We start from the raw sequence: 22,645 nt of genomic DNA, 5'->3' as shown, positions 1-22,645 counted from the left end.
CGGTCGCTCACGCGGGGTCGCTGTCGGCGGCCGGGGCCAGTCCCCCGCCGGCGCCGACGCCGACCGGATTGCGTCCGTTGGCCGGTTCGCCGTCGGCCTTGCTCGAGGCGGTCTCGGTGGACTCGCCCCCGGCCCGGCGGCGGCCGTGCGGCCGGTCAGGCGTCGCGCCGCCGCCTCGACAAAGGCGGCAAACAGCGGCGCCGGACGGGTGGGGCGGCTCTTGAACTCGGGATGCGCCTGGGTGCCGACCCAGAACGGATGGCCCTCCAACTCGATGAACTCGACCAGGCGACCGTCCGGCGACGTGCCCGAGCAGCGCAGGTCGGATTCCTCGAACCGGCTCCTGAAGCGGGGGTTGAACTCGTAGCGGTGGCGATGGCGCTCCGACACCACCTCGCTGCCGTAGGCCTCGGCCACCTGCGACCCCGGCTCGAGCCGGGCGATGTAGGCGCCAAGGCGCATCGTTCCACCCTTGTCGGTGACGGTTCGCTGGCTGTCCATGATGTCGATCACCGGGTACGGCGTGGTCGGGTCAAACTCCGAGCTGTTGGCCCGCTCCATGCCCAGGGCATTGCGCGCGTACTCGACCGTCATCACCTGCATGCCCAGGCACAGACCCAGGCACGGCACCCCGTGCTCTCGGGCCCAGCCGGCGGCGGCCACCTTGCCCTCCACGCCTCGGGGGCCGAACCCGCCGGGGATGATGATCCCGTCCAGGTCGTGCAGGCGACCCTCGGCCAGCAGGCCCTCGGCGTCCTCGGCCTGGATCCAATCGATCGTCGGCTTGACGCCGCTGAACGCCGAGGCGTGGTTGAGCGCCTCGACGACCGACAGGTAGGCGTCAACCAGGCTGACGTACTTCCCGACGATGCCGATGCGCATCGGTGTGACGGCCGCCTCCCCGCGGGCCACCACCGCCTCCCACTCGGTCAGGTCGGGTTGGCCGACCTCGAGGCCGAGCACCTCGCCGACGACGGTGTCGAGGCCCTCCTCGTGCATGGCCAGCGGCAGCTCGTAGAGGCTGGACACGTTGGCTGCGCTGATGACCGCCGACAGGTCGACGTCGCACATCGATGAGATCTTGCGGCGCAGGTCGCCACCCAGCTCGGCCTCGGAGCGACAGACGATCACGTCGGGGGCGATGCCCCGGCTGCGCAGCTCGGTGACCGAGTGCTGGGTCGGCTTGGTCTTCAGCTCGCCCGAGGCACCGATGAAGGGCACCAGGGTGACGTGGACGTAGCACACGTTGGGCCGGCCGACGTCGAGGCGGATCTGGCGTATCGCCTCGAGGAAGGGCAGGATCTCGATGTCGCCAACCGTGCCGCCCACCTCGGTGATCACGATGTCGACATCGTCGGTGGCCAAGGAGGTGATCCGGCTCTTGATCTCGTCGGTGATGTGGGGGATCACCTGCACGGTCTTGCCCAGGTAGTCGCCCCGGCGCTCGGCGGCGAGCACCGCCTGGTAGATGCCGCCGGTGGTGGCGTTGGAGGCCCGGGTCAGAAACTCGTCGATGAAGCGTTCGTAGTGACCGAGGTCGAGGTCGGTCTCGCCGCCGTCCTCGGTGACGAACACCTCGCCGTGCTCAAAGGGGTTCATCGTGCCCGGGTCGACGTTGATGTAGGGGTCGAGCTTTTGCAGCGTGACCCGAAGGCCCTTGGCCTTCAACAGGGTGCCCAACGAGGAGGCGGTCAACCCCTTGCCCAGGCCGCTCACCACCCCTCCGGTGACAAAAATGTGCTTGGCCACTCTCACGCTCCCACAGTCGTTGACGCGCCCAGGACGCGGAGAAGCCCCAGCGTCATCGGTCCGCATCTGCTCGCTGGGTGATCAGGCTACCGGAAGTGCTCACGCGTCCTTCGGACGACGATGCCCGGCGATCACCGGGTAGTCGGCTTGGATCTCGTCCAATCGTGTGAGCAGGAACAGCGTCATCGGGACCAACACGGCGAGGAACAAGCCGATGATGGCCACGCCGGAGTCGTTGAGCGCGGCGCCGAGCAGGGCACACAGCATCGCTGCGTCGACGAGCAGCCGCATGCCGGGCACCCGACGGAGCACCTCGGTCAACGGCGTGTTCGAGCGGGTGGCGAGGAAGACGACAAAGACCGCAGCGACGGGCAACACGAGCGACCAGACCGACGAGGTGAGGATCGACAGGTTGGCGTCGATCTTGCGGGACAGGATGGTGCCCGCCTCGCCGTTGGCCACCGACTCGAGGAACCGCCCCAGATGGGTGCGCTGGTCCGGCGGTCGGGCCAGATCGATCGCCCCGAACACGCCGAGCACGGCCACGGTGCCGATACCGATCAGGCCCATCGTTTTCCACCCGACCCTCCGCCCGGCCAACAGCAGGACGATGATCGAGAACGCCGGGACCAGCGCCAACACGCCACCGACGTCGCTGCCCAGCGCCGGGTGGCCATCGACGATCACGGTGGTGATCGCCAGCAGGCCGATCGCCACCAGGACGACCGGCGATGCCCGGGTGGACCCAGGTTCGTCCCCGTCCTGGCGGGACGGCCACACCAGCGCCTGACCGACCGACGCCAAAATGAGCGCCGAGACGGCCAACAGCGCGAAGGCCAGGTTGCCCAGCCCGGCGAAGCGCCCGGCCACCTGTGGCGAATAGCCGAACACCGTGTCGATCTGAAGCGTGGCACCGGTCCACAGGTCGACGACGAGCACGACGAAGCTCAGCGCAGCGATCGTGACCGGGGCGGCCACCAGGCAGCGTCGCGTCAGCGCCATGACCGCGAAGGCGAGGACGGCGGAGCCCCCGACCATCAGCGCGACGTAGAGCGGGGGCGGAACGCAGGCGAGCCGGCCGGACAGCCCCATCATGAACGCAACCGGCGGTACCGCCATCAACGTGAGCGCCGGAACCGCCAGGTGCCGCACCAGCGTCGGCCGGAAGTACCACAGCCCGACGGTCAACAACACCAACAGGACGATCAGGACGACGAAGATCGTCGCTGCGGGATCGTGCGTCGCCATGATGCACACCGACGTGTCGTTGGCCTCGGTCAGCTCGGCGATCGGCAGCTGACCGCCGGCGCGGTCGGCCGAGCGGATCAGCCGGGTATCGGGCATCGACGTCGGCAGTTTGATGTCGAAGGCCGCCAGGATCGAGGGGGCGATGTCGGTCAGCGTGACGTAGCCGGTTCGACGGGTAGAGGCCGAGCGGGCCCACCCCGGGTCCAAGCCGGGCCCCTGAGCGGCAAAAATCCCCAGCTGTGCAGGTCCAAAGGGCACGTCCGGGGTCAACATCAGGGTGAGGTCCCTGGTTGGATCGACCAGGTCGAGCACCTCGCCGAGGACCTCGTCGGATTGTTGGAGCGCGCGGCGTTGCAGCCGTTCGGCCTCCGCCGGCGAGAGCTTGTCGTTGATCACCTGCGCCGCCCGCTCAAGGTCGGAGAGCTCGACCACCACCACATCGGAGCTGTCGAGGGCCTCGGAGGTGGCCTTGGCGACGGCGCCCGGGTCGAGCCGAACCCCTCCCGCCGACTCGTCATCGGACATCAGCAGGCTGGGCGTGACCGAGCCTGCCGCCACCTGCCCATCGGGGGTGATCGCCATCAGGGCTGCCGCCCTCGAGCGCCGCTCGGGGTCGGCCAAATCGGCGTTGCCGATCGCAGCCATCTGCCGGTCGTCTCGGGTGAGGGCGTCGGCCAGCGACCCCACCTGGGAGCCGTACTTGAGGGCTTCGTTGTACTCGATGATCGCGCCGATGTTGACGGCGAGTGCGACACCGGTCGGGTCCACCCCGGTTCGCTCCTCGAACACTTCGGCGGCGGTTTGGCCCTCGACCATCTCGTCGGGGCCGTAAACCAACCCGGGCCGGTCGAGTTGAACGAACGAGCTGGGCGGCGCGCCCGCCCGGTTGCCGGCCCCCAGTGTCAGGTAGCCCTCGGGGGGGTCGGTGACCGGGCCCAGGGTTCGCACGCTCATCGACGCGATCACCCCGTCGCCGGCGAAGGCCGCCAGATTGGGCGTGTCGTCGGTGACGTCAGCCCACCTCAGGCGGGGTGTGGTGACGACGATGATGCGCTCGGGGGCCTCGGCCGCGGTTGCCAGCTCCACCTCGGCGGCCCCGGAGCGGGCGACGACGGCGAGGATCGTGCCGAGGGTCAAGACGACCAGCGATGCGATCACCACCCGCTGTACCCAGGTGCGCACGGCGGATGCGGGTGGCACACAGTTGGACGCCGGTGGCACGCTGTTGGACGTCGGCGGCGAGCGGTCGGGGGCCATCAGATGCTCGCCTCCATCAGTACCTCACCATAGACGTCGACGATCTGGTCGACGAGACGATCGGGCTCGTAGATGCGCTCGGCCAATTTCCGTCCCCGCTGGGCCATCGCCTCGGCCTTCACCGGGTCTGTGAGCACCTCGACGATCGCCGTCCCGAGTGCCGCGGGGTCACCGATCGGCACCACCCGGGCGTCGACCCCGTCGGTCAGGTCGTAGGGGACGGTGCCGACCGCGGTTGACACCAACGGGCGTCCCAGGCGCAGCGCCTCGACGACGGCGATCGGCGATCCCTCCCAGGCCGACGACAGCGCGACGACGTCGGCCGCCATCATCTCGTCGGCCGGGTTGGTCCGCCGACCCACAAACTCGACGGTGGACCCCAAGCGGAGGGACTGGCGCAGTGCCTCCAGCGTGGTCGCCTCGGCCTCCTCACCGTCGCCGACGACGATCGCACGGACCTGGGGCAGGCGGTCACGTACCGCCGCCATGGCCCGCAGGAACGTGCCCAGGTCCTTCTGAGGGTTGATGCGGGCGACGACCACCACCAACGGGATGCCCTCGGCGATGCCGAGCGCCTCGCGGGTGGTGGCCCGATCGCGGTCGGGGGAACGTTCGGCCGACATCGGCAGGACGTAGCGTCGACGCTCGTCGGGGACGACCGTGGCCACCTCGGCATCGATCTCCGGGGAGATGACGATCACGCGGTCGCAGCCGGCGAGCACCTGACGGGCCAACCACACCTTGGCGGCGTGAAACCGGCCAGCGTTCTCGGGGATGACCAGGTTGTGGACCGTCACGACCAGCGGACGCCCGAGGCGGGCCAGCCGGCTCACCGCCGCGGCACCGAAGCCATGGGCGTGGATGACCTCGGCGTCGCCGCGGACCCGGCGGAGCTGACCAGCGGCGCGCAGCAGACGATCCGGCCGCTTGGACGCCGGGACGTCGATCTCGGCATCGAGACGGCGGAGCCCGTCCATCACCCCGGGAGGGCCCGCCACCCGCACCGTCCAGCCCCGCTGTTCCAGCGCGCCGGCCAGCACGGCGACATGCTGGCGGATGCCCCCGGCGGATGGCCCGAGCACCAACAGCACGCGACGGGGGCTCATGACCAGCCCCGCTCGGTGGCGCCCATCGTCTTGACCGCCCGGCCGGGCGTCGGCCCGCCGATCCCCCACCACAGCACGAGGAAGGTGGCGACGACCACCCCGCCGGTGACACCCGATCCGAGCGCCGCGACTGACCAGCCGGCGCCGACGAACTCGTGGGCCACCATCCACCCCAACGCGGTCGCCCCGGCGGCCGCCGCCAGGCGACGCCCGAACTGCGCCCCCAGACGCGCCAGCGGCGAGTCGCGCGCCACCCCCCGCCGATACAACAACACGGCGAGCACCGCTGCGCCGAACGTTTGACCCAGCGAGAAGCCCAGCGACATCGCCCCCACCCGAAGCTCGTCGCTGACCAGCTGGATCCCAACGATCATCGCCAGTGCGGCCAGGGAGGTGGCCACGACGTTGACCAGCGCCGGGGTACGGGTGTCCTGGAGCGCGTAGAAGGCGCGGGTCAACAGCAGGAAGATGCCGAAGCCGATCAGCCCGGGGGCAAAGCCGATCAGGCCACCGGCGAGCACGTCAGGGTCGCCTGCCCGGTCGCTGATGGCGATGACGCGCGCCACCAGCGGGGCGGCCGCCACCAAAAACGCCCCGGAGACCAGCGAGACGGTGGCGATCGCCCTCACCCCGGCGCCCACCGACCCGGAGAACCCCCGGCGATCGCCCGCCTGCACCTGACGGGACATCGTGGGAAACCTTGTCGTGAGGATCGGAACCGCCAGGACGGTATGGGGAAGCAGAAAGACCTGCCAGGCGGTCTGCCAGATGATGAAGTTGCCGGCTTCGGCGGACGACAGCCTGATCACGACGAGCACGAGCAGCGGTTGGAGGGCCAGGTAGGCGATTGCCCACGTCGACTGGCGCCCGAAGTGCACCAGCGCCGGGTCGCGCGGCGACAGCGGCCGCCTGGGTCGGAAGCCGTCGGCCCACGCTCCGGCGCCGACCGCCACGCAGAACACGACCACGCCCAGTGTGGTTCCCCCGGCGAGCACCCACTTCTCGGGCCCGGTCAACAGCAGGTTGGGCTCCTGGTCGCCTCGCATCGCAGCGAAGACCAGGTAGGTGGCGATCACGACGATGTTGTTCAGCAGCGGTGCGGCCGCCGGCAACAGGAACCGGTCGCGGGCATTGAGCAGCGCTGTGGCCACAGCGTTGATCAGGTACAACACCACCTGCGGCAAAAACAGCCACAGGAACTGGGAGCCCAGGGTGATCGCTCGCTGCCGTGCGATCGGTTCGCTGATCCCGCCGAGCGACACGGCCATGATCTGCGGGGCCAACACGATGCCGATGGCGGCGACCACCCCGAGGATCACCGATCCGTGCACCAGTACCGAGCTGGCCAACTGGTCGGCCTTGCGCCGGTCATCATGTTTCAGCTCCGCCACGATCTGTGGCACCAGCACCGCCTGAAGCGCACCGGCGGCCAGCAGCTCATAGAGGATGTTCGGGACGTAGTTGGCCGACTGGTAGACGTCGTTGAGCAACGTGGAGCCGAGCACGTTGAGCACGACCCAGACGCGGACGAACCCGGTCAACCGGCTGACCAGCGTCACCGCCGACATCCCGGCGGTCGCACGGGTCAGGTTGGTGCGGGGGGCGACGGTCGTCTCGGTCAAGCCGCCCCCCTGCGCAGAGGGGTGTCGCTCATCGGGTGATCGACGGCACCGGACCGTCGGTCCCGGCGGCCAACCCGTAGTCCCCGGTCTTGCCCTCCCGCAGCTCCATCAGCGCCACGACGACGGCGGCCTTGCCCAACGGGCTCTCCAGCCCATCGAGGGTTGAGCTCTGACCGCGCAGTGCATCGTCGGACCGCACCACCTCGAGCGCGGCCCCGCGAACGGGGACGTCGTCCTCGGTGGCTTCAGCTTGAATTGTGCGGGTGTTGCGGGTTTCGGCCACCAGCACGCGACCGGGGTTGAACGACACCAGCTCGGTGACGATGGGCAGATAAGCCTTCTTCGGATCCAACGAGGAGCCCTCGCCGGTGATCGAGACGATCAGCGCCTCAGGTCCGGGCACCGACAGGTTGCCCGCCGGCGCCGCCTCCTGCTCGATCAACTCGGCGTCGGTCAACCGTTCGAGCAGCTCTTCGGGGCCGGCGTCGAGCGCAACCGTGGTGCCAGGTGAGATGCCGGTGGTCGATGTCGACGCCGCGCCATCCGTCGGCGCCGTGGTCGTCGGATCACCCTGCGCCGTGGTGGACGGGGCATTGGTGGCCGGGGCAGTGGTGGCCGGGGCAGTGGTGGCCGGGGCATTGGTGGCCGGGGTCGGTCCCGCAAGCGCCAAACCGAGCATCGCCGCCGCTTCGGCGGTCACCTGGGCCGGGTCGGTTGTGTCGAGGTCGAGCGACTCCGCAATCTCGGCGGACCGCTGGGGGTCGGTCGGATTCCAGCGATCGGTCAGCCACACCACCGCCGGCACCTCGGCGTCGGCCGCTTGGAGCACCTCGACCGTTCGGTTGACCTGGTCCTCGTCGATCCCCCGGTTGGCCAGCACGACGACCTGGGCATCGGTCAGCTGTCCGGCCAGCAGCTGTTCGTAGCCGGCGTCCGCCGCCGCCTCCTCGGTCAGGGTCTGCTCGTCGATCACCCGGTTGAGCGCCTCGACCTCCTCGGTTCGCTGGTCGACCCGATCGTTGAGCCGCCTCACCTGGGCGTCGAGCGCGTCGACGAAGGTCCGGTCGAGGAAGGTCGAACCGAGCACCAGCCCGATCCCGAGGGCGAGGAACACCGCCGTCAGGCTGATGATGTGGGTGCGCAGCTTGATCACGAGAAACTCCAGAGGGCCACCAGGCTCAGCAGCCTTCCGGGGGCGGGGACGGCAGACAACAGCGCCATGTTGGTCAGGTTGAGCCACGCGGTCTTGATGATCAGACGGATCGGCGCCGAGATCATCACCACCGCGCCGAGGGCGAACGCAGCCGCCAGCACCATCAGGATCAGGTCGCGGGTGTGAACCTCGGTGTGGTAGAGCTTGGACACGCCCTTGGCGTCGACAAGGCGGGTGCCGATCTTCATGCGCACCAGGACGGTCGAGGCCATCCCCGCCCGGCCCTTATCGAGAAACTCGACCATCGACGTGTGGGTGCCCACCGCCACGATCAGCTCCGCACCCTGTTCGTAGGCCAACAGCATGGCGATGTCCTCGCTCGTACCCGACGCCGACATCGTGTGGTACTCGAGGCCGAGCTCGTCGAGGCGGGCGGCGCCGGGGGCATGACCGTCCTTGTAGGCGTGCACCACCAGCTGGGCACCGGAGCGGAGCGTCCGTTCGGTGACCGAGTCGAAGTCGCCAACGATCAGATCGGGCGTGTGCCCCAGCTCCATCAACGCGTCGGAGCCCCCGTCGACGCCGATCAGGATCGGCTTGAGGTCGGCCAGGTAGCCGTTGTCGGAGAGAATCTGGAGATCCTCCCGATAGGTGGAGCCGCGCACCACGATCAGAACGTGTCGGCCGTCGAAGTCCAGGCCGACGTCGGGAAACTCCAGGTCGCTGCCCAGCAGGTCGCGATCCTGTTCGATGTAGGTGAGGGTGTTGGCGACAAACCGGCCGAATTCGGCGTCGAGGCCGTCCATGGCCAGCTGGTGGCTGACGGCGATGGTCTCGACGGTCTCCTCGACACCTCGGGCGATCAACACGTCGCCCCGGTAGACCTCGGCGCCGACCACCTGAACCTGGTCCCCGTCGGCGATCTCCTCGATCACGTCCGGACCGCAGCGGTCGACCAACGGGATCCCCGCCCCGATGACCAGCAGCGGCCCCTGGTTCGGGTAACGCCCAGAGGACGAGGCGTCGGCGTTGATCACCGCTGCCGGGCGGGCCTCGACCAGGGTTTCGGCCGCCACGACGTCGAGATCGGTATGGGAGATCACCGCGATGTCGCCCGGCTTGAGCCGCTGGACGAGGTCCTTGGTGCGCCGGTCGACCTTGGCCTCACCGATGATGTGGGCGCGCGCCGCCAGCGACTCCTCGTCGCTGCGCGCCTGGGACTTCGACGGGCGCAACGCCATCAGTGCCTCTCCGCAACGGCGGGCCTGCTCGCCCGGGCCAGCAGTTCCTCGGCGTTCGAACGGGTCGCCGTCGAGTCGGGCGTTCCCGACAACATGCGCGCCAGCTCGGCCAGGCGAGCCTCGCCATCGACCGGCTCGACGGTCGTCGTCGTCGCCTCCTCGCCGATCGACTTGGCGATCCGCACCTGTTGGTCGGCGTGGGCGGCCACCTGCGCCAGGTGGGTGACGACCAGCACCTGCGAGCCCTCGGCCACCTCCGCCAGGGCACGACCCACCTCGAGGGCGGTTGCGCCGCCGATGCCGGCATCCACCTCGTCGAACACCATCGTGTCCGGGCCGCCCGACAGCACCAGCCTGAGCGCCAGCAATACCCGGGACAGCTCGCCGCCCGAGGCAGCCCGTTGCAGCGGTGCCGGGTCGATCCCCGGGTTGGCGGCGAGGCGAAACTCCACCCGGTCGCCTGGATCCTCTTCGCCGACCTCGATCTGCAGGGTCGCCTGGGGCATCGCCAGCGCTGCCAGCCGGCCCTCGACCTCCGCCGCCAGTTTGGGAGCGGCGGCCCGGCGGGCGGCCCCGACCTTGGCGGCGGCCCGGTCGCGGCGGGCGGTGGCCTGGGCGAGTTCGTCCTCCAGCTCGGCCGCGCGGCGCTCCCGATTGGTCAGCTCGTCGAGACGCCGACGGCACTCGTCGCCAAAGGCGATGACATCCGCCAGCGTCTCGCCGTACTTGCGGCACAGATCGCGTAGCTCGACGCGTCTCAGGCGGATGGCTTCGAGCCGTTCGGGGTCGTCCTCGATCGTCTCGGCCTGATTGCGAAGATCGCTGGTCAGGTCGGCGAGTTCCGCCTGCTGGGCGAGCACCCGCGCCAACGCGTCCTCATAGGGTTTGCGGTCGGCGAGGGCGCCGGCCATGGCGGCGAGGGCGTCGGACAGGCCGCCCTCGTCGGAGGCGATGCCCAGGGCCATGGCCGCCGCCTCCCGGTGCCCGACCGCATCGGCGAGCAGCGATTCCTCGGCGGCGAGCGACGCGTCCTCGGCGGCGTCGCCCAGGCCGGCCGCATCGATCTCATCCACCTGAAACCCCAACAGGTCCATCTCGCGCACCCGGGCCCGTTCGTCGCCACCCAGCTCGCCGAGCTGGGACCGCAGCGCTGCGGCCTCGGCGTCGGCGTCGGACAGCTCGGTCAGGTCGATGGCCGCCCATCGGTCGAGCGCCCGACGTTGAACCGCTGTCGTCGTCAGCGCCAGTTGGGCACCTTGGGAGTGGATCTCGAGGAGCCCCTCAGCGGCCGCAGACAGCTCGCCGACCGTGACGAGTTCGCCGTTGCGATACGCCCGGCTGCGGCCCTCGCGGAGGACCACCCGTCGGAGCACCAGTTCGTCGCCGGATTCGGTCGAGAAGCGTCCCTCGACCACCGCCTGGTCCGCACCGGTCCGCACCACCGTGGCGTCGGCCCGTGCGCCGGAAAGCAACTCGAGTGCACCGAGCAGCAGCGTCTTTCCGGCGCCGGTCTCTCCGGTGAGGGCGGTCATGTGGTCGCGCAGATCCAAGCGGGCATGGGCGATAACGCCCAGATCGGTCACTGCCAGCTCATCCAACATGGGTGCCCACCATCGTAGGGCTCCCCCGGGTACCCGATGGGGCCCGGCGACGGCTGGTGGCTGCGCAGCCGGACCGTCGTCGTCGCGGTCGGGCGTTCCGGGGGTAGCTCAGCGGTCGGCCAAGGAGAACTTGCGCTTCAGGACGTCGTGAAAGCGCAGCTGCTCGAAGCGGATGAAGCGGGCCGGGACCGGCGCCATCGAGCAGCACACCCGGCCGCCTGGTGCCACTTCGGTTCCGGACTGGCCGTCGACCGACAGGACTGCAGAACGGTGACCGACCACCTCGAGCTCCACGGTGGACGAGGCCTCGAGCACCATCGCCCGATCGAACAACAGGTGGGGCGCCACCGGCACCATCACCAACGCCCGGTGGGTGGGGGCGACGATCGGACCGCGCACTGAGAGGGCGTAGGCGGTCGACCCGGTCGGGGTGGCCACCACCATCCCGTCGGTGACATAGGAGGTGAAGAACTCGCCGTCCAGGTACACCCGCAGTCGCAGGGTGTGCCCGGTCAGCGAGCGCTCGACCACCACCTCGTTCAGGCCGGTGCGGGTCGAGATCGGCGTCTGTGGGTCGCCCGCAGCCGGAGTGACCGTCGCCTGCACCCGCATGCGCTCCTCGAGGCGGCCCCTCCCGGCGGCCAACTCGTCGAGCGCCCACTCCGCCCGTTCGGGGGCGACGTCGGCCAGATATCCAAGCTGACCGGCGTTCAAGGCCACCAACGGAACCCCGGCGTCGGCCACCATCCCGACCGCTCGCAACACGGTTCCATCGCCGCCGATGGCGACGACGACGTCGGCGGTGACCAACTGCTCGCTCTCGACCGCCAGCGAGGGGGCGCCGGCCGCCCGGGCATCCGCGTCGGTCAACATGACCGTCGCCCCCAGCGCCTCGGACCAGGCGATCACCCGTGCCGCCAGCTCGGCGGCAAGCGGTCGATCCTGATGGACGACCACCCCGATGCGCTTCAGCGTTCGCTGCTCAGCCATCGGCGGCACCGATGTCCTCGTCTGTGGGTTTGGTCGACGTCACCAGAGTGTCGATCCACCCGTCGCCAAGCGCGGGCACCTCCGAGGAACCGTCGTGGCGAAAGCGCACGAAAAACTCGGTGTTGCCCTGTGCGCCTCTCACGGCCGAGACCGTAGCCCCGACAACCCTCAGCCCGCGATCCTCGGCGGAGCGTTCGACCGCGCCGAGCGCCGAGCGCCACAGACGCGGATCCCTGATCACCCCACGACCGCGGGACGCATCGCTGCGCGCAACCTCAAACTGGGGTTTGACCAGGACGACCAGATCGCCGTCGGGGGCGGTCAGGGCCGCCAGCGACTCGATGATCGAGCACACCGAGATGAACGAGACGTCGACGGTCACCATCGGGAACGGAGCGGCGACCGCTTCGTGGTCCAGCGAGCGGATGTCGGTCTGCTCGAGCACCGTGACGCGAGGGTCGTTCCTCAGCCGCTCGTGCAACTGATGGGTGCCCACGTCGACGGCGACGACCGCTGCGGCTCCGTTCTGGAGCAGGCAGTCGGTGAATCCTCCCGTGGACGATCCGACATCGAGGGCGCGTGTGCCCTCGACGTCGAACGCCCAGTCATCAAGGGCGTGGCGCAGCTTGTCACCGCCACGTCCGACAAACCGTCGGTCGGCGACGAGGCGAACCGGCTCGCCGTCGTCGGTCAGCCGTTGCGGGGTCAGAGCCGGTGCGCCTCCAACCAGCACCAGCCCGGCGGCGATCAGCTCGGACGCCGAGTCGACATCGGCCGCCAGCCCGCGACGCACCATCGACCGGTCCAGACGGCGTCTCATCTGCCGAGTACCGGCTCGACCGGCCGCAACGCAGCTACGCGTCGGGCGTGCTCGACGGGGTGGGCGTTGTCGGAGCCTTCTTGGCCGGAGCCTTCTTCGCCGGAGCCTTTTTCGCCGGAGCCTTCTTCGCCGGAGCCTTCTTCTTCGCCGGAGCCTTCTTCGCCGGAGCCTTCTTCTTCGCCGGAGCCTTCTTCGCCGGAGCCTTCTTGGCCGGGGCCTTCTTCTTCGAAGAACCCTTCTTGGCCGCGGAGCTGTCCGCCCCTTCGAGCGGCTCGGCGACCAAGTCCCCGACCATCGGAACCCGTTCCAGGAAGGGCCGGAGCGACTCGGCCATCGGCTGGATGCTCTCCACCACCTCGTTGGCTGCCTCGAGCGCACGGTCGCTGATGCGATCGGGAGTCTTGCGAAGCGCCTCGGTCACCTGCTCCAGGTAATCGCGGAGCGTTTCGGCAGCCTTCTGGGCGGCGTCGTTCAGCTTGGCCAATCGGTCATCGTTCATCGTCATATCATGCCACCGTGATCGTCTCGTCGAGGTATACGTCTTGGATGGCGTTGAGCAACTCCACGCCCTCGGCCAGGGGGCGCTGGAACGCCTTGCGGCCCGAGATCAGGCCGGTACCACCGGCCCGCTTGTTGATCACGGCGGTGCGGACGGCATCGGCCAGGTCGGTCGAACCCGAGCTGGCACCACCGGAGTTGATCAGGCCGATGCGCCCCATGTAGCAGTTGGCCACCTGCCAGCGGCACAGGTCGATCGGGTGATCGGTGGTCAGCTCGTCGTAGACCAGCGCGTGCGTCTTGCCGAGCCCCTTGATCTGGTTGAAGCCGCCGTTGTTCTCGGGGAGCTTCTGCTTGATGATGTCGGCACCGATCGTGACGCCGATGTGGTTGGCTTGCCCGGTCAGGTCGGCCGCTGCGTGGTAGTCAACGCCGTCGACCTTGAAGTCGTTGTTGCGCAGATAGCACCACAGCACGGTGAACATGCCCAGCTGATGGGCTTCCTCGAACGCCGCCGACACCTCCTGGATCTGGCGGTCCGACTCCTCGGAACCAAAGTAGATCGTCGCACCCACGCCGGCGGCGCCGAGGTCGTACGCCTCCTGGACCGATCCGAACATGATCTGGTCGAACGTGTTCGGATAGGTCAACAGCTCGTTGTGATTGAGCTTGACAATGAAGGGGATCCGGTGGGCGTGGGTCCGGCTGGCCATGCCCAGCACGCCGAAGGTCGTCGCCACCGCGTTGCAACCGCCTTCGATCGCCAGATCGACGATCTTCAGCGGGTCGAAGTAGTCGATGTTGGGAGCAAAGCTGGCTGCCCCGGTGTGCTCGATGCCCTGGTCGACCGGAAGGATCGACACGTAGCCCGTGCCCCCGAGTCGCCCGTGGTTGTAGAGGCTCGCCAGGCTGCGCAGGACCTGCGGCGACCGGTTGGACGTCATCATCGTTCGCTCGATGAAGTCGGAACCGGGCAACGTCAGGCGATCACTCGGGATCCCCGAGGCCTCGTACCCCAGCAGCGCCTCGGCATCGTCGCCCAACAACTTTGAAATATCGACCACATCAACTCCTTGTCCGCGAACCGCCAAGCGTAGAAGACCGGCACTGCGGAGGCACGTTCACCCCAGCGCGCTCAGGCGGGCGTCCACATCGGCGAAGCCCGGTGCGACGTTGGACAGCCAAGCAAACAGCTGCCGTGCACGGGGCACCGATCCGGCCCGCTCGAGCAGATCGGCCAACGCATAGGCCCGGCGGAGGTGGACGTCCTTGGGCCGTTTTGGTGCCTTCCAGCCCTTTTCCAGGAGGCGGATGGCGTCGGCCAACCGGCCCTGGTCGGCCAAGGAACCGGCGGCCACGATGCGACCCTCGTTGACCAGCTCGGCCGACGGTGACTGCTCGCGCAGCTCCAGCCACAACTCGTCCACCCGTGAGTGCCGGCCGAGCGCCCGATAGGAGTCGGCGAGCACCGGGTACTGCTCGTTGCTCGCCGTCAGCGATCCAAAGGCCTCGAGCTCACGCACCGAGTCGCGCCAGCGGCCCAGCCGGTAGTAGGTCAGGCCCAGCAGCTCCCGCACCTCGGGGGTGTCGGGAGCCTCCCGAGCAATCGGTCCCAGGATCGACCTGGCTTCCTCAAAGCGGTCCGCCTCGAAGGCCACGGCTGCGTCGCCCACCCGGCGGGCTAAGCGTTCCGCTCGGCGGGGGCTGACCGCTTGGCCGAAGGCCTCAGGTGCAATCGTCAACCGTGCCGACCGGGCGGCCTCGCCTCGGGCGGAGCGTCGTGGACGGTCGGGCCGTCGCTGACCCGAGCCGCTGGAAACCGGGCCGTCATCGACCCATTCGTCGCGTTCCGGGGCTTCCTCGATCCCGCTATTGGGGATGTAGCCGGGCCTTGGCGCGGCCCCGCGCCCCGTATAGGCCGTGCGGCGCCCAGAACCCGACCCCCGCCCGTCACGTCCTCCCGGGCGGGAGCCGCGCTGGTCGCGCCCACCGGAGCGCGATCCACGCTCGTCAGGGCCGCGGGAGCGCCCACGGTCTGAACCAGAGCGCCCATCCGAGCTACGCCGGTCGGAACCGGGACGTGCATCAGAGCTGCGTCCGTCGGAGCTGCGTCGGTCGGAAGCAGGCGCATCACGGCCGGCACTCGAGCCACGGGAGGAACTCTGCCCACGAGAAACGCCTCCACGCGCGCCACCGTCCCGTCGTGCAGGACCTCGACTCCCCGGCTGGTTCCGACCTCGGTCGCCCCTGGATTCCATTTGCTCTCTCCTGAACGGTCGACTGATCACGCATGGCCGCCACTCCGGACGGACGCCGCTAGAAGGAGCCTGTCAGCAATTGTGCCCGGACGCGAAACGAGGGGAGCCAATGGCTCCCCTCGCTCGTTCGAAACCGGCGGCGACCTACTCTCCCAGGGACTCTCGTCCCAAGTACCATCGGCGCTGGAGGGCTTAACTTCCGTGTTCGGGATGGGAACGGGTGGAGCCCCTCCGCTATGGCCACCGAGACCTAGGCCTCGTATGGACGATCGTCCTTGTAGAACTTCATTGCGAGCACGAGCTTGTGTGAATTCAAGCCCTCGGCCGATTAGTACCGGTCAGCTGAACGTGTTGCCACGCTTACACTTCCGGCCTATCAACGTGGTGGTCTACCACGGGCCTTACCAGGTTAACCCTGTGGGTGAATTCATCTTGGAAGAGGCTTCCCGCTTAGATGCTTTCAGCGGTTATCCTTTCCGCAGGTCGCTAACCAGCCATGCCCTTGGCAGGACAACTGGCACACGAGAGCTGCGTCCGTCCCGGTCCTCTCGTACTAGGGACAGCTTTCCTCAATTCACCTACGGCTACAGAGGATAGGGACCGAACTGTCTCACGACGTTCTGAACCCAGCTCGCGTACCGCTTTAATGGGCGAACAGCCCAACCCTTGGGACCTGCTTCAGCCCCAGGATGCGATGAGCCGACATCGAGGTGCCAAACCTTGCCGTCGCTATGGACGCTTGGGCAAGATTAGCCTGTTATCCCCGGGGTACCTTTTATCCGTTGAGCGACGGCGCTTCCACACGCAACCGCCGGATCACTATGCCCAGCTTTCGCTCCTGCTCGACTTGTAGGTCTCGCAGTCAAGCTCCCTTTTGCCATTGCACTCGACGCCTGATTGCCAACCAGGCTGAGGGAACCTTTGGGCGCCTCCGTTACTCTTTAGGAGGCAACCGCCCCAGTTAAACTACCCGCCTGACGCTGTCCCCAACCCGGATAACGGGTCTAGGTTAGAGCCTCACCATATGCAGGGTGGTATTTCAACGATGACTCCACACAGACTAGCGTCCATGCTTCCTTGTCTCCCACCTATCCTACACAACATATGACAAAACACAACATCAAGTTATAGTAAAGGTCCACGGGGTCTTTCCGTCCTTCTGCAGCTAACGAGCATCTTTACTCGTACTTCAATTTCGCTGGGTCTATGGTTGAGACAGTAGGGAAGTCGTTACTCCATTCGTGCAGGTCGGAACTTACCCGACAAGGAATTTCGCTACCTTAGGACCGTTATAGTTACGGCCGCCGTTTACTGGGGCTTAGGTTCAGAGCTTCGTCCCGAAGGACTAACCCATCCCCGTAACCTTCCAGCACCGGGCAGGAGTCACAGCGTATACAGCGCCTTACGGCTTAGCACGCTGCTGTGTTTTTGGTAAACAGTCGCTTCCCTCAATTTTGTGCCACCCCTTCACGCTCGGAGAGCAAGTCTCGTCACGCTACTGGGGTCCTCCTTATCCCGAAGTTACGGAGGAAATTTGCCGAGTTCCTTAACCATAGTTATCCCACTCGCCTTGGTATGCTCTACCTGTCCACCTGTGTTGGTTTGGGGTACGGGCACCATGTCAACTCGCTACTGGGCTTTTCTAGGCAGCATAGGATTAATGACTTCGCCTGAAGCGGCTCGGTATCACGTCTCAGAGTATGTGAGGCCCGGATTTGCCTGGTCCTCCTCCTACACGCTTACCCCGGTTCTACCATTCACCGGGTTCATCTACCTTCCTGCGTCCCCCTATAGCTTTCCGCAACAATGTGGGTCGGTTCGTGTTGACCGAAGTCAACACAGCCCCTTAGCAACAAAGTATTGGAACGGTCGCGAACATGGTGGTACTGGAATATCAACCAGTTGTGCATCGACTACGCCTTTCGGCCTCGCCTTAGCTCCCGACTCACCCTGGGAGGATTGGCCTCGCCCAGGAACCCTTGGACATACGGCGGAGGGGGTTCTCACCCCTCTTTCGCTACTCATGCCAACATTCTCACTCGAACGCACTCCACGGCTGGGTTATCCCGCCGCTTCGCTGCGCGCTCGACGCTCCGCTACCACGCGACTCAAAGAGTCGCATCCGCAGCTTCGGTACTGAACTTGAGCCCCGTTACATTGTCCGCGCAAGATCACTCGACCAGTGAGCTGTTACGCACTCTTTAAAGGATGGCTGCTTCCAAGCCAACCTCCTGGCTGTTTTCGCAATCTCACATCGTTTACCACTTAGTTCAGATTTTGGGACCTTAGCTGGCGGTCTGGGCTGTTTCCCTCTCGACCTCGAAGCTCATCCCCCGAGGTCTCACTGCCGTGCTCTGGAACGATGGTATTCGGAGTTTGATTGGGGTCGGTAGTCTTGTAGGACCCCTAGCCCATTCAGTGCTCTACCCCCATCGTTGAACGCACGACGCTGCACCTAAATGCATTTCGCGGAGAACCAGCTATCACCGAGTTTGATTGGCCTTTCACCCCTATCCACAGGTCATCCGCTCCATTTTCAACTGAAGTCGGTTCGCGCCTCCACAGAGTCTTACCTCCGCTTCACACTGCCCATGGATAGCTCACTCGGCTTCGGGTCTACGGCATGCGACTGAACGCCCTATTCAGACTCGCTTTCGCTCCGGCTTCCCCTCATCGGGTTAACCTTGCCACACACCGTAACTCGTTGGCTCATTCTTCAAAAGGCACGCCATCGCAGCCCTAAAGCTGCTTTGACTGTTTGTAGACCAACGGTTTCAGGTACTATTTCACTCCCCTCCCGGGGTACTTTTCACCTTTCCCTCACGGTACTAGTTCACTATCGGTCGTCTGCATGTACTTAGCCTTACGAGGTGGTCCTCGCAGATTCACGCCGGCTTTCCCGGATCCGGCGTTACTCGGGAGACACAACAGGAGGCTGATGACTTTCGTGTACGGGGCTCTTACCCTCTACGGCGCGCCGTTCGCAGGACGCTTCCACTAGCCAGCAGCTTTGTAACTCCTTGAGGGTCCGATGACTCCTCTGTTAGTTCCCACAACCCCATACTGGCAACGCCATCGGGCTTTAACACCAGTACGGTTTAGGCTGATCCCATTTCGCTCGCCGCTACTCAGGGAGTCGCTTTTGCTTTTCGTTCCTCGCGTTACTGAGATGTTTCAGTTCACGCAGTTCCCTCTACCGCCCCTATGAATTCAGGGCGGAGTAACACCCCATTACAGGTGCTGGGTTTCCCCATTCGGACATCCACGGATCGACAGTTGGTCGGCACTTCCCCGTGGCTTTTCGCAGCCTCCCACGTCCTTCATCGGCAGCAGACGCCAAGGCATTCACCGTTGGCCCTTCATAACTTGAATATTTCTCACAAAGATGCTCGTGCTCGCAATGAAATTCTCAAGGAACGACCGATAGCGCACCCAATGAATGGGTGCGCTATACGAGGGGAAGACCGGACCACAATGGTCCGGGCGCTCCCTCACAACGGAATAGAGAACGGTGGCCAACCCCGAGGGGTCGGCACCAACGAGTGCCTCAACTAGTTGTTCCAATCTCATCCCGGTCATTCGACCGAGTTAAGAGGAAAGGAACTCCTTAGAAAGGAGGTGATCCAGCCGCACCTTCCGGTACGGCTACCTTGTTACGACTTCACCCCAATCGCCAGCCCCACCTTCGGCAGCTCCCTCCCCTAGGGGTTGGGCCACTGACTTCGGGTGTTGCCGACTTTCGGCGTGTGACGGGCGGTGTGTACAAGGCCCGGGAACGTATTCACCCCGGCGTTGCTGATCCGGGATTACTAGCGACTCCAGCTTCATGAAGTCGAGTTGCAGACTTCAATCCGAACTGAGACCGGCTTTGTGGGATTCGCTTGACCTCGCGGTTTAGCTGCCCGTTGTACCGGCCATTGTAGCATGTTTGCAGCCCTGGACATAAGGGGCATGATGACTTGACGTCGTCCCCACCTTCCTCCGAGTTGACCCCGGCAGTCTCCTACGAGTCCCCGGCTTTACCCGCTGGCAACATAGGACAAGGGTTGCGCTCGTTGCGGGACTTAACCCAACATCTCACGACACGAGCTGACGACAGCCATGCACCACCTATCGTGGACCCCGAAGGACACCGCATCTCTGCGGCTTTTCCCACGTAGTTCAACCCAGGTAAGGTTCTTCGCGTTGCCTCGAATTAAGCAACATGCTCCGCCGCTTGTGCGGGCCCCCGTCAATTCCTTTGAGTTTTAGCCTTGCGGCCGTACTCCCCAGGCGGGGCACTTAATGCGTTAGCTACGGCGCGGAGAGAGTTGAGTTCTCCCCACACCTAGTGCCCAACGTTTACGGCATGGACTACCAGGGTATCTAATCCTGTTTGCTACCCATGCTTTCGCTCCTCAGTGTCAGTACCGGCCCAGAGTGCTGCCTTCGCCGTCGGTGTTCCTCCTGATATCTGCGCATTTCACCGCTACACCAGGAATTCCGCACTCCCCTACCGGACTCTAGTCAGAGCAGTATCAAATGCACGCTCAGGGTTGGGCCCTGAGATTTCACATCTGACTTACTCAACCACCTACGAGCCCTTTACGCCCAGTAATTCCGGACAACGCTTGCTCCCTACGTATCACCGCGGCTGCTGGCACGTAGTTGGCCGGAGCTTCTTCTGCAGGTACCGTCATTTTCGTCCCTACTGAAAGCGGTTTACGACCCTAGGGCCTTCGTCCCGCACGCGGCATTGCTGCGTCAGGCTTTCGCCCATTGCGCAAGATTCCCTACTGCTGCCTCCCGTAGGAGTCTGGACCGTGTCTCAGTTCCAGTGTGGCTGATCGTCCTCTCAGACCAGCTACCCGTCGATGCCTTGGTGAGCCGTTACCTCACCAACTAGCTGATAGGCCGCGAGACCCTCCCAGAGCGATAAATCTTTCTTCAAACCACCATTCGGCGGTAAGAAGGTATGCGGTATTAGCTCGAATTTCTTCGAGTTATTCCCCACTCCAGGGTAGGTTTCTCACGTGTTACTCACCCGTTCGCCACTCGACTTCGCCAGTGCAAGCACCGGCTGGTCGCGTTCGACTTGCATGTATTAGGCATGCCGCCAGCGTTCGTCCTGAGCCAGGATCAAACTCTCCGTCGAAGATTGACAGCCCAACACCCCCAAAGGGGGACCGAGCTGACGATCAGAAGAGCCGGCATTGGGAGTTGTCCCTTTGCCAACTGGAACAGTACGTCACGATCCCGTGAGACGGGATCGGTCCATATTGCTGGTATTACTAACTTCAATTGATTGGTCCAAGCAGATCGACAAAGTCGATGCACTTGGCCCGCACTCGCTGCGTCCTCTATTCCGTTGTCAAAGAGCGCTGCAACCCTTGGTTGCTGCTCGGATGCGCATCCCGGAATCCTTGGAGGGAGACCTGATGGGGACCGTTGATCCGTTTGCCGTTCGAAGCTGTGCTTCAAGCGACTGCTTAACTTACGGACTGTCTCTCGCCCTGTCAAGTCGTTTCGCAGGTTTTTCGGAAGTTTCTCCGAGTGCCTGCCTTGGAGGGCTAGTCCGTGTTGCCGGGGCAACGAGGGGAGAACCTAGACAGCCCTCGCCTCCTCCGCCAATCGAGTTGACGAGCCGTCCGTCACAGCGACCCTGGTGTCTCGACCCGGATGGGCCACACCCGCTAGCCGACAGTGATCCCGTCCCGGAGGACCACCAGGCGATGTTGTCGCTTTCCGTGGCTCAGCAGGATGGCCGCCCCATCGAGTAGGGCGTGGCGGTCAAGGGGTTCGGCCAGGTCACACGGCTGTCCGTTGACCCGAAACCCGGAGGCGTTCTTGCGAACCTCCCCTTTGGAACGGGCCAGACCTGCACGGACGAAGGTGTCGGCCGCGTCGAGGCCGTCGGCCAACTCGTCGACCGTCACGTTGGTGGTCTCCAGTTCGACCGCCAGCATCCCCAGGGTGTCGCGATCCAGCCCAGCCGGATCACCACCGAAGAGCACCTCGCTGGCGATGGCAGCGGATCGGGCCGCCTGCTCGTCGTGGACCAGCGAGGTCAGCTCGTGGGCCAGCCGGCGTTGGCCCTCCCGACGGTGCGGTTGCGCGAAGTGCTCGGAGACGATGGCGTCGATGACCTCGATGTCGAGCCATGTCAGCCGGAGCAGCAGCGCCTCGACGTCGTCGTCGGGAATCTGCATCCAGTATTGGTAGAACGCATAGGGGCTGGTCTGCTCGGCCGACAGCCAGATCGCACCCCCAACCGACTTCCCGAACTTCTTGCCGTCGGATCGCACGATCAGTGGGGTTGTCAGGCCGTGCAGTGAGGCACCCTCCACCCTGCGGACGAGGTCGATACCGGCGGTGATATTGCCCCACTGATCGGTGCCGGCCACCTGGAGCTCACAGTCCTCGGACCTATACAAGGTGAGGAAGTCGTTGGCCTGAAGCAGTTGGTAGGAGAACTCGGTGAAGGAGATGCCCTCGCTGCGGTCCATCCGAGACCTGACCGAGTCGCGGGCCAGCATCGAGGAAACGGTGACGTGCTTGCCCACATCGCGAAGGAAGCCGAGCAGGTCCAGCCCTGCGCTCCAGTCGAGGTTGTTGACCATCGTTCCCGGTTCGGTGACGTCGACAAACTTGCTGGCCTGCGCCCGAATGGCCGCCACGTTGGCGTCGAGGGTGTCGTCGTCGAGCAGGGGCCGCTCCGTGTCCCGTCCAGAAGGATCACCGATGCGGCCGGTCGCCCCGCCGACGAGCACGAGCGCGCGATGGCCGGCACGTGCGAAGCGGGCGAGCGTCATCAGCTGCTGCAGGTGTCCCGCATGCAGCGAGTCCGCTGTCGGATCGAACCCGCAGTACAGGGTGATGGGGCCTTCGCTCAGCCGGCGATCCAGTGAGTCGAGGTCGGTGCTGTCGGCGATCAGCCCCCGGGCGTGCAGGTCGGTGAGCAACGGCGACCGAAAACTCCCACCGGACGCCGGCGCATCGCCCACCGGTTGGGACATCGGGTCGGTGCCGGGGGCGTCCACAGTCATGCAGCCGAGCGTAGCGACCCGGGTGAACGAGGCGGAGCGACCTGGGTGAACCCGCCGTTGGGACCTGGCCCAATTGA

Annotated in this window: 12 protein-coding genes, 3 rRNA genes and 1 pseudogene; all 16 read right to left on the bottom strand. The window is 65.9% G+C overall.

Annotated elements, in window-relative coordinates; genetic code table 11:
• Positions 1-162: 162 nt before the first annotated feature.
• Positions 163-1,749: pseudogene (locus IPN02_19875) on the bottom strand (CTP synthase).
• A gap of 99 nt (positions 1,750-1,848) precedes the next feature.
• Positions 1,849-4,254, bottom strand: coding sequence for a hypothetical protein (locus IPN02_19870; protein ID MBK9299035.1), 2,406 nt, complete (start codon positions 4,252-4,254; stop codon positions 1,849-1,851).
• Entirely contained in the window at positions 4,254-5,360 is a 1,107-nt protein-coding gene (locus IPN02_19865; GenBank protein MBK9299034.1) for a glycosyltransferase family 4 protein, read from the bottom strand. The genes IPN02_19870 and IPN02_19865 overlap by 1 nt, the downstream gene beginning before the upstream one ends.
• Positions 5,357-6,982 carry a hypothetical protein gene (locus IPN02_19860; GenBank protein MBK9299033.1) on the bottom strand — a complete coding sequence of 542 codons (1,626 nt, stop codon included), beginning with the start codon at positions 6,980-6,982 and terminating at the stop codon, positions 5,357-5,359. The genes IPN02_19865 and IPN02_19860 overlap by 4 nt, the downstream gene beginning before the upstream one ends.
• Before the next feature lie 28 nt (positions 6,983-7,010).
• Positions 7,011-8,135 carry a copper transporter gene (locus IPN02_19855; protein MBK9299032.1) on the bottom strand — a complete coding sequence of 375 codons (1,125 nt, stop codon included), beginning with the start codon at positions 8,133-8,135 and terminating at the stop codon, positions 7,011-7,013.
• Positions 8,132-9,376: a hypothetical protein gene (locus IPN02_19850; protein ID MBK9299031.1), complete on the bottom strand. Its 1,245-nt coding sequence runs from the start codon at positions 9,374-9,376 to the stop codon at positions 8,132-8,134. The genes IPN02_19855 and IPN02_19850 overlap by 4 nt, the downstream gene beginning before the upstream one ends.
• Positions 9,376-10,977: a DNA repair protein RecN gene (gene recN, locus IPN02_19845; protein MBK9299030.1), complete on the bottom strand. Its 1,602-nt coding sequence runs from the start codon at positions 10,975-10,977 to the stop codon at positions 9,376-9,378. Before recN ends, IPN02_19850 begins: the two co-directional genes overlap by 1 nt.
• 108 nt (positions 10,978-11,085) lie before the next feature.
• Positions 11,086-11,967, bottom strand: coding sequence for an NAD(+)/NADH kinase (locus tag IPN02_19840; protein ID MBK9299029.1), 882 nt, complete (start codon positions 11,965-11,967; stop codon positions 11,086-11,088).
• Positions 11,960-12,787 carry a TlyA family RNA methyltransferase gene (locus IPN02_19835; GenBank protein ID MBK9299028.1) on the bottom strand — a complete coding sequence of 276 codons (828 nt, stop codon included), beginning with the start codon at positions 12,785-12,787 and terminating at the stop codon, positions 11,960-11,962. Before IPN02_19835 ends, IPN02_19840 begins: the two co-directional genes overlap by 8 nt.
• Before the next feature lie 34 nt (positions 12,788-12,821).
• Positions 12,822-13,286, bottom strand: coding sequence for a hypothetical protein (locus IPN02_19830; GenBank protein ID MBK9299027.1), 465 nt, complete (start codon positions 13,284-13,286; stop codon positions 12,822-12,824).
• 7 nt (positions 13,287-13,293) lie between these two features.
• Positions 13,294-14,349, bottom strand: coding sequence for a class I fructose-bisphosphate aldolase (locus IPN02_19825; GenBank protein ID MBK9299026.1), 1,056 nt, complete (start codon positions 14,347-14,349; stop codon positions 13,294-13,296).
• A 57-nt stretch (positions 14,350-14,406) separates the two neighbouring features.
• A complete protein-coding gene (locus IPN02_19820) occupies positions 14,407-15,027 on the bottom strand; it encodes a tetratricopeptide repeat protein (protein MBK9299025.1) in 621 nt (206 codons plus the stop codon).
• 647 nt (positions 15,028-15,674) lie between these two features.
• Positions 15,675-15,791 (bottom strand): 5S ribosomal RNA (gene rrf / locus IPN02_19815).
• A gap of 60 nt (positions 15,792-15,851) precedes the next feature.
• A 23S ribosomal RNA gene (locus IPN02_19810) occupies positions 15,852-18,915 on the bottom strand.
• A gap of 239 nt (positions 18,916-19,154) precedes the next feature.
• Positions 19,155-20,677 (bottom strand): 16S ribosomal RNA (locus IPN02_19805).
• The 16S, 23S and 5S rRNA genes sit together here, the layout of an rRNA operon.
• A 538-nt stretch (positions 20,678-21,215) precedes the next feature.
• Positions 21,216-22,538: a tyrosine--tRNA ligase gene (locus IPN02_19800; GenBank protein ID MBK9299024.1), complete on the bottom strand. Its 1,323-nt coding sequence runs from the start codon at positions 22,536-22,538 to the stop codon at positions 21,216-21,218.
• Positions 22,539-22,645: the final 107 nt, after the last annotated feature.

Origin of the sequence: Candidatus Microthrix subdominans, assembly GCA_016719385.1 — a bacterium.
Lineage (GTDB): Bacteria > Actinomycetota > Acidimicrobiia > Acidimicrobiales > Microtrichaceae > Microthrix > Microthrix subdominans.
The sequence above is the reverse complement of the archived record's forward strand: the minus strand, read 5'-3'. Positions and strand labels throughout refer to the sequence as shown.

Bases quoted from the DNA above. Each gene is read 5' to 3' on its own strand.
- IPN02_19800 (MBK9299024.1), bottom strand. From the start codon at position 22,538: ATGTCCCAACCGGTGGGCGATGCGCCGGCGTCCGGTGGGAGTTTTCGG.
- IPN02_19870 (MBK9299035.1), bottom strand. From the start codon at position 4,254: ATGGCCCCCGACCGCTCGCCGCCGACGTCCAACAGCGTGCCACCGGCG.
- IPN02_19835 (MBK9299028.1), bottom strand. From the start codon at position 12,787: ATGAGACGCCGTCTGGACCGGTCGATGGTGCGTCGCGGGCTGGCGGCC.
- IPN02_19865 (MBK9299034.1), bottom strand. From the start codon at position 5,360: ATGAGCCCCCGTCGCGTGCTGTTGGTGCTCGGGCCATCCGCCGGGGGC.
- IPN02_19840 (MBK9299029.1), bottom strand. From the start codon at position 11,967: ATGGCTGAGCAGCGAACGCTGAAGCGCATCGGGGTGGTCGTCCATCAG.
- IPN02_19830 (MBK9299027.1), bottom strand. From the start codon at position 13,286: ATGAACGATGACCGATTGGCCAAGCTGAACGACGCCGCCCAGAAGGCT.
- recN (MBK9299030.1), bottom strand. From the start codon at position 10,977: ATGTTGGATGAGCTGGCAGTGACCGATCTGGGCGTTATCGCCCATGCC.
- IPN02_19850 (MBK9299031.1), bottom strand. From the start codon at position 9,376: ATGGCGTTGCGCCCGTCGAAGTCCCAGGCGCGCAGCGACGAGGAGTCG.